The organism is Zobellia sp. OII3 (assembly GCF_002211465.1).
GTDB lineage: Bacteria > Bacteroidota > Bacteroidia > Flavobacteriales > Flavobacteriaceae > Zobellia > Zobellia galactanivorans.
Genome location: NZ_MWRZ01000003.1, coordinates 69,607 through 83,453 on the forward strand (window position 1 = coordinate 69,607; position 13,847 = coordinate 83,453).

Consider the following 13,847-nt stretch of genomic DNA (forward strand, 5'->3'; position numbering starts at 1 on the left):
CTTGACGAAAATCACGTTCAAGGGCACTGCAAACAAACTAACTCAACTCAAAAAAGCTTGTAGGTTACCGTAAGGCGTCCATTGATACCGGGTTCTGATTGCCAGTATAGATAGGTGCCATAGTTAGAACCGGAATACAGATATTCGTCCAATAGGTTGTTGATGTTCAGTTGAACCTTCAATTTGTTGTTTTTCCACGATAGTGCCCCGTCCAATCTGAAGTAATCGGGCAAGTCGGTTTGGTTGTCCGCACCCCATGACCATGACGAACGGTCAACTTGGTATTGGTAACCCAGTGAAATACCGAAACCCTTTAAGGAAGAAGAGGTATTGAACTGGTAGTTCAACCAGCCATTGGTTACATGCTTGGCATGGCCGGCCATTCTCTTACCGATGTTTTCGGCGTTGGTGTCTTCCGTTATCTCAACATGGGTATTGGCGTAATTGAGCACCACGTTCAGTTCAGGGCTTACTTGGCCTTGGAGGTCAAATTCGATTCCTTTGGATTGTATCTCGCCCAGTTGAATGGAGAAATTGGGATTTTCCGGGTCGCCGACCAATACATTTTGTTTGGTTATTTGGTAGGCCCCTAGCGAAGTTTTTAGCCTTCCGTCAAAAAACGACTTTTTAAGTCCCCCTTCAATATCAATGGCATCTACGGGGTCAAAGGTTTCACCTGAAAAGCTTACGCCGCTTTGGCCGATAAAAGATTGGTCGTAAAGGCCGTATACGGCAAGTGTTGGTAGAATGTCGATGCTTATTCCGGCCCGAGGGGTGAATTTTTGGTCTTGTTCGTCTTTGCCTTCGGTGGCCAGTTGGGTATATCTTCCGGCAAGGGTCAGGCGAATTCGGTTATCGAGAAACCCGATTTCATCTTGGACGTAATAGGCCTTTGTGATCGCCCCATACATATAGGGTTGCCCGCCATTTCTGTTTTGTAAGGCCAATGAGCGGTCAAAACTGGGCGATGGGGTATTGTCATAAACCGGATTGTAGATATTGAAAGGTGTAGCCGTGTCGATATCGAAAGCTTGGTAAAAATCGGCTAGGTAATGTTTTTGGGTGTAATCGAAGCCCCCTAGAACCGAGTGGTTTATGGCCCCTGTTTTAAAATCGCCATAAAGGTAGGCCTGAAAGTATTTGCCGGTAGAGAGGGCGTCCCAAAGGCTAATATATCGGTGGGTGTCACCATTTTCCGCTATATCCCTTAGCCAAAAGGAATTGCCTTCCTGGTCATAACGCAAATAGGCAAATTGACTTTCTAGGGTCCAATGGTCCGATAGGTTGTGACTGAGGTTGGTGAAGAAGGTTACTTCTTGAATATCGGTTACCGGATAATTGTTGTCGGTAAATTTAAAGTTACGGTCAAGGCTTGCATAACCATCTGGGGTAGGGGCAAAGACGTAAGACGAGCCGATAAAGCTTTCCGCCTGTTGTAAGTTCAATTCGGTGGTAATAATGGTTTTGTCGGAAAAGCGATAGCTTAACGAGGGCGCAATACCATAGCGTGATGCATCTTCGTTACCTCGGTGCGAATCGGAGGTTTGGTACATGCCGTTCAAACGGAACAATAATTTTTCGTCGTCGGTCAGTTTGCCTCCTAGGTCTATCGTTCCGCGATAGTTGTCGAAGCTTCCGGCAGTAAATGACAACTCGGCAATTTTACTGGCGGTGGGCTTTTTGGTGACTACATTGTAAAATCCACCAGGCTCGCCCGCCGACATCATAAAACCGGCAGGGCCTTTTACAAATTCTATACGGTCTACCGTATTCATGTCTTCCGATAAAGGTCCCCAAGTGTCTTGAACGTTAATACCGTTCCTGAATGCGGGCAAACGAAACCCCCTCATATTGACACGGGCAAAATGCCCCCAGTGCTCGATCATGGTCACACCGCTGACATTTCTGATCACGCCTTCCATAATATTGGTGGCCTGTTGATCTTTTAGTAACTCGGAGTTAATGACCTGTATGTTTTGAGGTAGTTTGGCGAGTTCGGTTTTCAATCGCAATGAAGTGGAAGGTTCGCGGTTAATGTATTTGTTATTGCCATTACCGTTGACAACTACCTCGTCCAATGACTCTACCAATTCTTCCAAAACGATTTTTGGCAAGGAGGTCGTTGTGTTCGCTTGTATAGTGATGTTCTTTTTGAAGGTTTGGTAGCCTAGTTCCGATATCTTTAAAGTATAGTCTCCTGAAGGGACGTCTTTTAGAACAAAATGACCGTTGATGTCAGATGTAGTGCCGTAGTTTGTTTTCACGAGTGTCACATGGGCATAAGGCAAGGGGGTTCCGTCGCTCACGCTAAGGGTTCCTTCTAGGGAACCGGTCTGGGCAAATGCTCCAAAGGTTAAGGTGAGGAATAATTGGAGCATGTAAATCTTTTTCATAAAATATTGCTATTTAAATTTAGTCTAAATAAATTTGATGCAAATGTAAGTTGTGAAATTGTATAAGGAATGACGCCAAATGGAGAAAAAAAGACGCGATTTGCCAACTGTGAAATTTTGCCGAAAAACCTCGATTCGGAGGCTAAGATGGCGGCTTATCTGACGGGGGATAAAGAGGGTTGTACGCTGTGTGGTGTTCGGCTTTGGAAGGCTTATATCAAGGCTGAATTTGGTGTGGGGCGGATAAGTTGTAAAACCTTTCCGGACTTTTCGGTGGTCATTGCGCGTTGTAAATTCATGAAAGATGTGATCTGCTACCCGAAGCAAAATGGGAAAGGTATACGTCTTTCGTTTTTGTTAAAAGGACAAAAGATCTTTTCGGAACCCACATGGCATGAAGATTTCTACCAAGAAGGTCATGATTGCTATATGACCTGCTTTCAGAATTTTGAAGGTTTTGTGCGTATTGCCGGAAACAAGAATTATAAAGAAATAGTGGTTTTATTGTCTCGATCGTTTTTAGAGGATAACGAGTTTTTAAAGGATGAGGCCTTTACGGTGTTTCGGGACAAGGTGCGTATGGTGCCCATTACGCCCAGTATACAGGCGACTTTAAAGGTGTTGGAGTCACATCAAATAAAGGGGCCGGCCGATAGGCTTTTTCTAAAAGCCAAGGTTTTGGAACTATTGGCCGAACAGTTCAACAATTACATACGCTTCCGCTCCCTTCCTGAAACCCCAAGGGTGGGGGAGTCCCTTAAAAAAGTATATGCGGTGAAGCAACATTTGGAAAACAACCTTCACAAAAACTTTTCGGTACAGGAACTGTGCAAGATCTTCGGGTTGAACGGGCAAAGCTTGAAAGCCGATTTTAAACGAATTTTCGGAGCCTCGGTCACGGTCTATGTTCAGGCCAAAAAAATGGAAAAGGCACAGATGCTTTTAGATAATACCGAACTTATGGTCTATGAGGTAGCCGAAGAGGTAGGGTATAAAAACGCAACCCATTTCAGTGCGGCCTTTAAACGTCATTTCGGAAAGACTCCCAAGCAATACAAGAATGTAGTTTAGATCAACTGGATCTACTGCAAGCCGTTTATCGTTTTTCTAATAGCTGTCAAATCGGTCAACAATTTTTTCATTAGCCCTAAATCTAGCATATTGGCACCATCACTTTTTGCATTAGCGCAATCAAAATGTGTTTCTATAAAAAGACCATCTACCCCAGCTGCAATTCCTGCTCTTGCCATGGTACCTATTAATGAAGGTCTACCGCCCGTTACTCCTGAAGATTGGTTTGGTTGTTGTAACGAATGGGTTACATCCAGCACAACAGGAGCAAATTGTTTCATGGTGGGTACTCCTCTAAAATCAACGATCATATCTTGATAGCCGAACATGGTGCCACGATCGGTAATAATAGCTTGTTGGTTACCTGTTTCGGTAACTTTATTAACCGCGTGTTTCATGCTTTCCGGACTCATGAATTGTCCTTTTTTGATGTTCACGGTTTTTCCTGTATTCGCAGCAGCAACTACTAAATCCGTTTGTCGGGCTAAAAAAGCAGGAATTTGTAATACATCTACGTATTCAGCAGCCATAACAGCATCTTGTTCCGTATGAATATCGGTAACCGTAGGTACTTGAAAAGTTTCAGAAACTTTCCTTAATATCCTTAAAGCTTTTTCATCCCCAATACCTGTAAAAGAGTCAAGCCTGCTTCTATTTGCTTTTTTGAAACTGCCTTTAAATACATATGGAATTTTTAAATCGCTGGTAATTGTTACGACATGTTCTGCAATGCGCAGCGCCATATCTTCACCTTCTATGGCACAAGGGCCAGCAAGTAAAAAAAAGTTATTGCTATCAGTATGTTTTATTTGAGGAATTAAGGATAAGTCCATTCGTCGAAAATTTTTGAGCAAAGATACTATTTTATGGGGCTAACTGTTGTCTTTACATAAGATTGTATAAAAACCAAATCTACATGTATCTTAAACAATGCCTACCCTTGTTTTTACTGCTGTTACTCATTTGCCAAGCCAATGCCCAATTCGGCAAAAATTGTGAATTGAGACAAATGAAAGTCAATCTATTAAACCCTGGTTTTGAGTATGAAATGGCACTAGGAACCAATACTACTTTTGATTTAAAAGTAGGTGTGCAAGTAGGTTTAGATCCTTTAAAAGCTAATGTTTACGAGGAATTAGGTTTTTTTCCTGCCGTTGCCGGTCAGTATCGGTATTACTATAACTTTGAAAAAAGGCAACAAAATAGAAGGCAGATTTATGGTAACTCAGCAAATTATGTGGCTCCAGCCGTTGCGGCTTTTTTTCCGGGTTCTAGCACAATTGGTGGTGAAGAGGTAAAAGGCGCTTTCGGTTATGCGGGTTTGGTAACAGGTTTACAGCGCAGCTATAATTCAGGTTTCAATTTTTCTGTGGATGTTGGTGCGGCTTATTACACGGGGCAGTTTGAAGATGGAATTTATCCGGTGGCTAATTTGAGTATCGGTTGGATACTTAGCGAAAAACGATGGTGTGTAGGGCGTTAGTATGTGTTTTTTATTGCGAATAAGTCGAGTTGTTTTTTTCTTACAAATTGTTTAGAAAAAAATGAATTTTAGGCTTGATATTTGATGATTGTTCAGGAGTACTTAACACCTGAGTCAACTTATGAAAAACACTGGAATCCTACTCGTTCTTTTTACGTTTACAATTTTTACGAATGCACAGAACCAAAATAATGTTGAAGACCATCAAGTACAATTGGGTTTGCCTATGCCTGCCATTCTATACGAAAAGGCACTGGGCCGGAATACAACCGCTACCATGGAGTTTGTTACGGGCTTTGGTCTGAGGGGCTGTAGTGGTTGTGATACCGACTTTGGTATTTATCCGGTTCTTAGGGGGCAGCTCCGCTATTATTACAATATGGACCGGCGGTTGGATAAGGGTAAAAATATCTCGGGCAATTCGGGAAACTATATCGCCATACTGTTGGCCTATCAAGATAAAAATCCCCTGATCGGCAATTTGATGTTGTCGGAAAGTGTTTTGGGCGTTGGTCCGGTCTATGGTTTGCAACGCACCTATAGACGTGGTTTCTTCTACCGTTTGGAAGGTGGTGTGGGCTATTCACAAACTCAAGATGACGGTGGTTTTGCATTGCTTTTGGCGGCACGTGTGGGTTGGGCGTTTGGAAAACGGCGTTGATCGGCATTTCACTTTTTTACACCCCCTTTTTACCTTGAAAAGGGCAGTGCCTAAAGCTTCTGAGCCTATTTGGGGTGAACTTGCTAGAAATCAACAAGATAAAAATAACATAAGTTTGTGTTATGCGCAGAAAAATAGCAGTATCTTTGCACGCTCAAAATAGCGGCGGACTGCTATTAAATAATTACATATGTCAATAACTAAAAACATTGCGATCATCGCACACGTAGACCACGGTAAAACAACCTTGGTAGATAAAATTATGTATCACTGTCAATTGTTTCGCGAGAACCAAAATACAGGAGACCTAATTTTGGATAATAACGATTTGGAACGCGAACGTGGTATTACCATTACTTCAAAGAACGTTTCCGTAGTTTATAAAGGTACCAAGATCAATATAATCGATACCCCTGGTCACGCCGATTTTGGTGGTGAAGTAGAGCGTGTTCTCAACATGGCCGATGGTGTGCTATTGTTGGTAGATGCTTTTGAAGGTCCTATGCCCCAAACGCGTTTTGTATTGCAAAAGGCTATTGACCTAGGTCTGAAACCTTGTGTGGTAATCAATAAAGTAGATAAAGAAAACTGTACCCCGGAAGAAGTTCACGAAAAGGTATTTGACCTTATGTTCGAATTGGGTGCCGAAGAATGGCAGTTAGATTTCCCTACCGTTTACGGTTCGGCAAAGAATAACTGGATGAGTGACGATTGGCAGAATGAGACTGAAAACATCGAGCCGCTTCTAGATATGGTCATTGAGCATATTCCTACCTTTGAACCGAAAGAGGGTAATACACAAATGTTGATTACATCTTTGGATTTCTCTTCTTTTACGGGCCGTATCGCCATCGGAAGATTACAAAGGGGGAGCTTGAAGGAAGGACAGCAAATTGCCCTGGTTAAAAGGGATGGGTCTATCGTAAAATCAAAAATAAAAGAGCTTTTTACCTTTGAAGGCCTAGGAAGGCTTAAGGTTCAGGAAGTCGTTACCGGTGATATCTGTGCGATTACAGGTATTGAAGGTTTTGAAATCGGTGATACCGTTGCCGATATAGAAAACCCTGAAGGGTTAAAGACCATTGCTATCGATGAGCCAACGATGAGTATGTTGTTTACCATTAACGACAGCCCATTTTTTGGTAAGGATGGTAAATTCGTAACTTCAAGACATATCAAGGAGCGCTTGGAGCGTGAACTAGAAAAGAACTTGGCCTTGCGTGTCAACGAGACCGATAGTGCCGATAAATTTTTGGTTTTCGGTCGAGGGGTATTGCACCTTTCCGTATTGATCGAGACTATGCGTCGTGAAGGTTACGAACTTCAAATCGGTCAGCCACAGGTTATCATTAAAGAAATCGATGGTGTTAAATGTGAGCCGGTAGAATCGTTGACCATCGACTTGCCCGAAGAAGTATCGGGCAGGGCCGTTGAAATGGTTTCCATAAGAAAGGGTGAGATGACCAGTATGGAAGCGAAAGGCGAACGTATGATCTGTGAGTTCTTGATTCCTTCAAGAGGTATCATCGGTCTTCGTAACCAATTGTTGACCGCTACTGCGGGTGAAGCTATTATGGCCCACCGATTTTTGGAGTACCAACCGATGAAAGGTGATATTCCACAACGTCAGAACGGTTCCTTGGTTTCTATGGAGAACGGAAAAGCTATTCCTTATTCTATCGATAAGCTTCAGGATCGTGGTAAGTTTTTCGTCGATCCGGGTGAAGATATTTACGAAGGACAGGTTATTGGTGAAAATTCCCGTGGTGATGATATGACGGTGAACATTACAAAGACCAAAAAACTTTCCAACGTACGTTCATCAGGTGCGGACGATAAAGCTAAGATTGTTCCTGCTATCAAATTCTCATTGGAGGAGGCCTTGGAATATATTCAGAAAGATGAGTATGTTGAGGTAACACCGAACTTCCTGCGACTCAGAAAAATATATCTGAAGGAAGTTGATCGGAAAAGAAATAAAATTGCATAATATGAAAGCCCTGAATTGTTGTTCAGGGCTTTTTTTTTACCTTTTTTGAAAGGAGGGGTAAATTTGGGCGACTATAGCTTTTAATCTAAAATAATGTCTATGAAATTAAATGTTCGAATAGCAGGATTTTTATTGGCGGGCCTTTTATTATCGGCCTGTAACGAGAAACCGAAGGCCAAGAAGGAAGTGGTGGATACGGCCAAGGAAGAAAAGGTAGTCGATTATACCATACCCGAGGCTTGGATCAACAAGCGTGTGGAAAAGGCTAAGGCCAAACTTGAAAAAACAGATGCGGGCAAAGTGGTCTGGGCAGCTATGGAAGCTCATGGCGGACTCAAAAACTGGTACGGTAACGGGGCTTTGGCCTTTCGTTTTAATTACCAGCCCTTAGACGGGAGTACACAACGCGACAGTTATCAGGTGGTAGATGTATGGCGCAATAAGGCCGTGCACACCAGTGTCGTCGATAGTACCGCAAAATTCGGTTGGGATGGGGCCACCGCTTGGGTGCAGGCCAAAGATTCTACGGCCTTTGCCTATGATACCCGATTTTGGGCCCTGACTCCCCTTTACCTTTTCGGACATCCGTTTGTCTTGGATGGAGAGGGAGTACACCTAGAGTTACTGCCCGAAACAAAGTATAAGAACAAAGTGAACGAGGTGGTAAAAGTAACTTTTGCCGAAGGTACGGGAGATGCTCCGGATGATTATTACATTCTACAGTTCGATAAAGAAACACATTTGTTGACGGCCAATCGCTATATCGTTTCCTATCCGGCCTATTTTAAGGATGGTGGGCACAACCCTGAAAAATTCATGGAAGTAGGGGAGTTGGTCAATGTAAGCGGGGTATTGTTGCCTAAGGAACTCAAAACCCATTGGACGGTTAAAGGGGGTATGCCCGGCGAATATATCACTCAAATCGATATCACCGATATTCATTTTGTAAAGGATATCGACAAGGACTTCTTCGAGGTTCCGGAAGATGCAAAAATTATAAAAGGCCTTTGATCAAGGCCTTTTTTTTTGTCTAATAAGGTTGTGCGTTTTAGTGTTTGGGCACCGTATGAAAGGCTGCGGCAGCCGCACCTATAATACCGGCATGGTTCTGTAGCTCCGCAGGAATGACCGGAGTTTCTATGGTTATGCACTCCTTGAACTGGTCAAAATCTTTAGATGCGCCCCCACCGATAAGAATGGTGTCGGGAGCTACCAGCAATTCAACATATTTTAAGAATTTGTTGAAACGCTTTCCCCATTTTTTATAGGATAGTCCTTCTCGGTCTTTGGCAGATCCTGCGGCCCAAAGCTCTATTTTTTTGTGTTTTTTATAAGGAATTTGTCCTAGTTCAAAATTAGGGATCAACCTGCCGTCTAAAAAAGCACCGCTACCAAGGCCGGTACCAATGGTGATCATAATGACCAAGCCTTGCATGCCTTTTCCTATACCGTAGTTCATACAGGCATAGCCTGCAATATCGGCATCGTTTACTACGGTAAAATCCAATCCGGTTTTTTCTTCGAAGAGTTTTTCAACATTGACGTTCAACCAACTTTTATGAAGGTTTCCAGGGGATTTACAGATTCCTTTTTTGATTACGGTCGGAAAACCGCAACCTACTTTTCCTTTGTAATCGAAATGGGCTACGATTTGAGCGATAACGTTGGCCATGTCTTCCGGCTTGCGTCCGACAGGCGTAGGTATACGATGGCGTTCAGAAACCAATTTGCCGGTTTCTATGTTCACTAAGGCACCTTTTATGCCCGAACCACCTACATCTATACCAAGAACTTCCATTATTTGTTTTTTTAGATTATTTGGGGGCAAAGTAACAAAAAGTTTTGAGAGTAATCGAAGGATCGGGCCGTGTAACCGATTTATTCGGAAGCATTGTACAGTCCGGTATCGCCTTTGTTCAAAAGCGGCATCAATTCTTTTACGGTATTGGGCTTTTTATCGGCTATATTTTTGTTCTCTATGGCATTGCCCTTGTGATGGTCATATAGTTCAATGACAGGTTGGTCCTTTCTAAAATACTTGGTCAGCCTATAATCTTTGGTACGCATCGAAATCCCGTTTCTGAAATAGCTGTAGGCTACCTCTTCGGTATCGGGAATATTATATTTTATGTGCTTTTCAAAACTTTCGCCATCGGTCGGTTTTATTTGGTCGATACCGCACATATCCAAAAGGGTAGGGTAAATGTCCACACTTTCGACAATGGCACGTACTTTTTTCGCTTTGTGTTGAGGTAGGGGGGAGTTAATGATGAGCGTGCTCTTCAGGGCGTTTTCAAAAAGCGTGTGTTTGCCCCAAACCCGCTGGTCTCCCAAATGCCAACCGTGGTCGCCCCAGATAACGATAATGGTATTTTTGTCGAGTTCCAGGGCTTTCAATTCTTGATGGAGTTTGCCGATTTGGGCATCGATGTAGCTGATAGAAGCTAGGTAGCCGTGTCTCAGTTTTCGGGCATAGGCATCCGATACCTGTGTATCGAGGCCTGCCTTTTCTTCGCCAAGGGCGTATTGGTTGAACTCGCCACTGCCATGCAGGCTTTTTAAGTTGACGTTTTCAGGGATATCCGGATTTGGGGATAAGGGAATTTTATTTTCTTCATAAAGGTCCCAATATTTTTTGGGGGCATTAAAAGGAAGGTGGGGCTTGAAAAAGCCTACGCCCATAAAAAAGGGTTGGCCCTTCTTTTTTAATTCCTTCAATTTTGAAATGGCAAGATCGGCCGTTAGACCATCGGGATAGCCCTGGTCATCGGTTTCACCGGCTTCGTAAGGATTTACCTGTTTTTTTAGGCTTTGCCTGTTCTCTCCGTTCGCATAGGCAAAAAAGGAATTCCAGCCGGTTTTCCATTTGCCCGGGTTAAAAAGAAGTTCGCTCCAGCTATGGGGAAGTTCCCTCTGCTCTGAGGGTTGCGCTTCGTAGCCGTAAACGAGTCCGTCTGCCGAATGGCTGATCTTCCCGATTCCTACGGTATGGTATCCGTCTTGTTTGAATCTATGGATAAAAGTTTCCGGAGTCTCTTTTTCAGGTTGTCCCGAAATTTCCTCAACAATGGAATTATTCGATAGGTGGATGGGTTTTGAAGGGCGCATACCCGTAAGTATAGCGTGCCTTGATGCGCCACAGGTAGGTACTTGAACATAGTGATTGGTAAATAGGGCCCCGGTTTTGGCCAAGGCATCTATATGGGGCGATTTTACATAGTGTTTTCCGTAGGCACCCAGTTCGGTGCGGAGGTCATCTACGCAGATGAACAATACATTGGGTCTGTCTTGGGTTTGGGCCGATAGGTGGTTGGAAAGGCCCAATACGAGATACAGGGCGGTAAAATATCTGAACATTAGAACGGGTTTGGTGAATGCGAACTAAAGATACAGATTTTAGGCAAGCTCACCGTTCTGGTGCAGAATATCAAAGATCAATTGGTCTACCTCGCTCAATTGATGTTTGTCCTCATAGCTTAGCCAAGCTATTTGGTTGGTTTTTGGGTCGGTATAAGGTTCGCCTTTGTATTGGGCGGTATAGCAGGTCATTCGCGATAAAATACCCGGTTTCTTGCCTTTGGCTTGGGCTTCGAAGATTCCAACGAATTGCATAGAGGGCATGTCAATTTCTATATTGAGGATGCGCTTGGTGTTCTTGGCTAGGGTTAGGGCGTCGGTCTCGCCTATGGTGCGTATTCCTTTGGGAATAAAGTAAAAGTCCTCGTCCGCCTTTTTTAAGCAAAGTATCTGTCCGTCTTCAATATGTATCCACCCCAGATGGTCTATTATATTTTCGGAAGGCTCTACATAATAGTCGATGGAGTTCAGGGAGTGGTTGGGGTCTATGGTATCGAGAATTTTGTCGATGAGTTTTCCGGGAGCGGTGAGGGTGCCCAACTTTTTGTTACGGCCCAAGGCACTCGAAATGGTTTCGTCCCTATTGCCGAATTTATAGCCGTTCTCATTCGTCCAAAGAAGGTTCAGAACATGTTGCATCATAACATTGCCCAGTTGGTCAATGGAAATGGCAATTTTCAATAAGTATTCGCCAATGCCTTTTGCCCCTCGGGTGAACAGGCTGTGAAATATACCGTATATAAAGCCGATCGGACCGGTAATGAAAAGTAAAATAATGGAAATCAGGAAGAGCAGTGCCCCGATAAAAGGGTTCGTTGGCTTATCGGGTCTGTAGGTTTGCTTTTTTAAAATCATGATGTAGGCTTGTGGCCGCCAAAACGGCTAATCTTTAATTCGGTTTTAAAGATACCGGTTTCGGTGGATTACAGCATGTTTTATAAGCGGTTCTCAGTAGTTAAGTCTTAATTTTAAGGGAAGGTGGTCGGAACAGCCCTTGGGTACATAGTTGGGCTTTTTGGATTTGTATTGAAAGGATCTAGGCCTCCCACTAGACGTTGCCAAAGTACGGTCGTCGATGATATCGAAGGTGTCTATGTCAGCGCTAATTCCATTGCCTGACAAGAATCCGCGGCTTACTACGAGCTGGTCTAACATTTGATAGCGGTTGGCGAACACCGTGCCGTCGAACAATCCGCTTAAAAAATAAGTGCCCGTATTTCCCGATGACGATTTGTTGAGGAGGGTAGTGCTGAGGTTGTACAAAAAAGTCTCCCTACTCCGATACTGATAGGTGTGTACAAATTTGTCAAAATCATTGGTGGCCCCCTTTACCTTGTCGAGGTCCCTAGAAGCTTTTAAATGCTGTACCACACTACGATCAAAAGGTTCGTCGTTAAAATCGCCCACTACGAGCACCTTTCCTTCCCATTTGGCTTGAACGGCGGCCAGGTCGTTGTTGGCCTGGAGCGTTTCATAGGTCGTTGAATCTACCTTGGTATGGGCTTCCACCAAAAAAGCGATATGCTCGGCCACGGCAATACGTAAGGGTTCCGAATGATATTGTCCCCTACTTCGCGAAGGCCAGTGAGAGGCAATGACCACAAATTCTTCGTTTGTGGCATTGATTTTAAAGACCACTTCAAAAATATCACGGGTACGGTACCTCAGGTGAACGAGATGTGAGGTTCTTGAGACTACCGTAAGTTTATCTGGGTTATAGGCCATGGCCACATCAATGCCTCTGAGGTCACTTGTTCCCGAGGCATCGAATACCACTTTGAGGTGGTTCATGCCGGCTTCGTCGAGCAAACTTTGTAGTAGGGTATCCTTTTCTATTTCGCAAACGGTCAACAGGTCGATCTGTTCATTGGGCCAGATGAGATTTAATCCTTCGGCCAGGCGCTCTTTTTTGATGTCGAAGACCGCGTCGGTCCAACCTTCTGCAGGCGTAAAACTAAAATCGTTCGAAATCGGGTCGTCATCGGTATCGAAAAAGTTCTGAAGGTTCCACCAGGCGAAATTGATATGGGGCATAACGTTTAGGTTTTAGAAAGTAAATTAGCAAATGGCCATGCCCCGCACCCTAAGGATGCCAAAAGCAGACTTCTTTCCTAAAGTTATGAAAACAGGGGGGCTCGTACCCTGTAGTTTTGTAAGGATATGGTGATTTTATGTGTAGTTGGTAGACGGGGCTATACGGCTCGCTGTACGACCTCGAAGATTTTATTCCCGTCGCACTTCAGGGTTTTGGATGGATATTTTAGAATTAGGGCATAATCGTGCGTGGCCATCAAAATGGAACGGCCCGATTTATGGATTTCCTGCAATACTTTCATGACCTCTACGCTGGTCTGTGGATCTAGGTTTCCGGTAGGTTCGTCGGCCAAGATAAGCTCGGGATCGTTTAATAGGGCCCTGGCGATGGCCACACGTTGTTGCTCCCCGCCCGACAGCTGGTGGGGAAACTTGAAGCCTTTGGTCTTCATACCTACTTTGTTGAGTACCTCCTCGATCTTTTGGTTCATTTTATGGGAGTCTTTCCAGCCTGTGGCCTTGAGTACAAAATGAAGGTTTTTGTTGATATTCCTATCGGGCAACAGTTTAAAGTCTTGAAAGACGATGCCTATCTTGCGCCGCAGGTACGGAATTTCTTTTTCGCGCAATTTGGTGAGGTCGAAACCAACGATGCTTCCAGTGCCTTGTTTCAGGGGAAGGTCACCGTAGAGGGTCTTCATAAAGCTGCTTTTTCCGCTTCCTGTCTTTCCTATCAAATAAACGAATTCGCCCTTTCTTACATCAAGGGTCACTTCGTTCAGTACAAGACTGTCCTTTTGAAAAATAGCTGCATCCTTAAGCTCTAAAATCGTTTCTGACATATGTAGGGGTACCGGT

12 protein-coding genes are annotated in these 13,847 nt (G+C 43.9%); 5 read left to right on the forward strand and 7 right to left on the reverse strand.

Translation table 11 applies throughout. The annotated features are described in order from the left end of the window. Positions 1–47: 47 nt before the first annotated feature. The gene (locus B4Q04_RS11085) at positions 48–2,393 is read right to left on the reverse strand and encodes a TonB-dependent receptor (RefSeq protein WP_088696865.1); all 2,346 of its coding nucleotides are present in this window, start codon (positions 2,391–2,393) and stop codon (positions 48–50) included. Between the two features lie 69 nt (positions 2,394–2,462). On the opposite strand from B4Q04_RS11085, the gene B4Q04_RS11090 reads away from it, so the two are divergent. Then, on the forward strand, positions 2,463–3,464 hold the full coding sequence (locus B4Q04_RS11090; RefSeq protein ID WP_088696866.1) for a helix-turn-helix domain-containing protein: 1,002 nt from the start codon (positions 2,463–2,465) through the stop codon (positions 3,462–3,464). Between the two features lie 11 nt (positions 3,465–3,475). On the opposite strand, the gene kdsA is transcribed toward B4Q04_RS11090, so the two are convergent. Beyond that, positions 3,476–4,297 (reverse strand): 3-deoxy-8-phosphooctulonate synthase, encoded by an 822-nt coding sequence (gene kdsA, locus B4Q04_RS11095; RefSeq protein WP_013994070.1) that lies wholly within the window; start codon positions 4,295–4,297, stop codon positions 3,476–3,478. A gap of 83 nt (positions 4,298–4,380) precedes the next feature. Between kdsA and B4Q04_RS11100 the strand changes: the two genes are divergently transcribed. The 4 genes from B4Q04_RS11100 (at position 4,381) to B4Q04_RS11115 (ending at position 8,609) form a co-directional block, all read left to right on the forward strand. After that, a complete protein-coding gene (locus B4Q04_RS11100; protein WP_088696867.1) occupies positions 4,381–4,947 on the forward strand; it encodes a DUF3575 domain-containing protein in 567 nt (188 codons plus the stop codon). Positions 4,948–5,068: 121 nt separating this feature from the next. Next, the gene (locus B4Q04_RS11105; RefSeq protein ID WP_013994072.1) at positions 5,069–5,608 is read left to right on the forward strand and encodes a hypothetical protein; all 540 of its coding nucleotides are present in this window, start codon (positions 5,069–5,071) and stop codon (positions 5,606–5,608) included. A 190-nt stretch (positions 5,609–5,798) separates the two neighbouring features. Then, on the forward strand, positions 5,799–7,598 hold the full coding sequence (gene typA / locus B4Q04_RS11110) for a translational GTPase TypA (protein WP_013994073.1): 1,800 nt from the start codon (positions 5,799–5,801) through the stop codon (positions 7,596–7,598). Between the two features lie 99 nt (positions 7,599–7,697). Further along, entirely contained in the window at positions 7,698–8,609 is a 912-nt protein-coding gene (locus B4Q04_RS11115; RefSeq protein ID WP_236631010.1) for a hypothetical protein, read from the forward strand. Between the two features lie 37 nt (positions 8,610–8,646). Here the strand turns inward: B4Q04_RS11115 and ppgK are convergent, their stop codons facing one another. From ppgK to B4Q04_RS11140, 5 genes are all read right to left on the reverse strand, one after another. Next, positions 8,647–9,396, reverse strand: coding sequence for a polyphosphate--glucose phosphotransferase (gene ppgK / locus B4Q04_RS11120; protein WP_088696869.1), 750 nt, complete (start codon positions 9,394–9,396; stop codon positions 8,647–8,649). An 80-nt stretch (positions 9,397–9,476) separates the two neighbouring features. Then, on the reverse strand, positions 9,477–10,955 hold the full coding sequence (locus B4Q04_RS11125) for a sulfatase (RefSeq protein ID WP_088696870.1): 1,479 nt from the start codon (positions 10,953–10,955) through the stop codon (positions 9,477–9,479). 39 nt (positions 10,956–10,994) lie between these two features. Continuing rightward, complete coding sequence (locus tag B4Q04_RS11130; protein WP_013994077.1) at positions 10,995–11,810, reverse strand: NUDIX hydrolase; 816 nt, start codon at positions 11,808–11,810, stop codon at positions 10,995–10,997. A 93-nt stretch (positions 11,811–11,903) separates the two neighbouring features. After that, positions 11,904–12,989: a hypothetical protein gene (locus tag B4Q04_RS11135; RefSeq protein ID WP_013994078.1), complete on the reverse strand. Its 1,086-nt coding sequence runs from the start codon at positions 12,987–12,989 to the stop codon at positions 11,904–11,906. 158 nt (positions 12,990–13,147) lie between these two features. Further along, a complete protein-coding gene (locus B4Q04_RS11140; protein WP_013994079.1) occupies positions 13,148–13,831 on the reverse strand; it encodes a cell division ATP-binding protein FtsE in 684 nt (227 codons plus the stop codon). Positions 13,832–13,847: the final 16 nt, after the last annotated feature.

Excerpts from the sequence above, each read along its gene's own strand:
- B4Q04_RS11125 (WP_088696870.1), bottom strand. The coding sequence starts at position 10,955 with ATGTTCAGATATTTTACCGCCCTGTATCTCGTATTGGGCCTTTCCAAC.
- B4Q04_RS11130 (WP_013994077.1), bottom strand. The coding sequence starts at position 11,810 with ATGATTTTAAAAAAGCAAACCTACAGACCCGATAAGCCAACGAACCCT.
- B4Q04_RS11085 (WP_088696865.1), bottom strand. The coding sequence starts at position 2,393 with ATGAAAAAGATTTACATGCTCCAATTATTCCTCACCTTAACCTTTGGA.
- B4Q04_RS11140 (WP_013994079.1), bottom strand. The coding sequence starts at position 13,831 with ATGTCAGAAACGATTTTAGAGCTTAAGGATGCAGCTATTTTTCAAAAG.
- B4Q04_RS11090 (WP_088696866.1), top strand. The coding sequence starts at position 2,463 with ATGACGCCAAATGGAGAAAAAAAGACGCGATTTGCCAACTGTGAAATT.
- B4Q04_RS11100 (WP_088696867.1), top strand. The coding sequence starts at position 4,381 with ATGTATCTTAAACAATGCCTACCCTTGTTTTTACTGCTGTTACTCATT.
- typA (WP_013994073.1), top strand. The coding sequence starts at position 5,799 with ATGTCAATAACTAAAAACATTGCGATCATCGCACACGTAGACCACGGT.
- B4Q04_RS11105 (WP_013994072.1), top strand. The coding sequence starts at position 5,069 with ATGAAAAACACTGGAATCCTACTCGTTCTTTTTACGTTTACAATTTTT.
- ppgK (WP_088696869.1), bottom strand. The coding sequence starts at position 9,396 with ATGGAAGTTCTTGGTATAGATGTAGGTGGTTCGGGCATAAAAGGTGCC.
- B4Q04_RS11135 (WP_013994078.1), bottom strand. The coding sequence starts at position 12,989 with ATGCCCCATATCAATTTCGCCTGGTGGAACCTTCAGAACTTTTTCGAT.
- B4Q04_RS11115 (WP_236631010.1), top strand. The coding sequence starts at position 7,698 with ATGAAATTAAATGTTCGAATAGCAGGATTTTTATTGGCGGGCCTTTTA.
- kdsA (WP_013994070.1), bottom strand. The coding sequence starts at position 4,297 with ATGGACTTATCCTTAATTCCTCAAATAAAACATACTGATAGCAATAAC.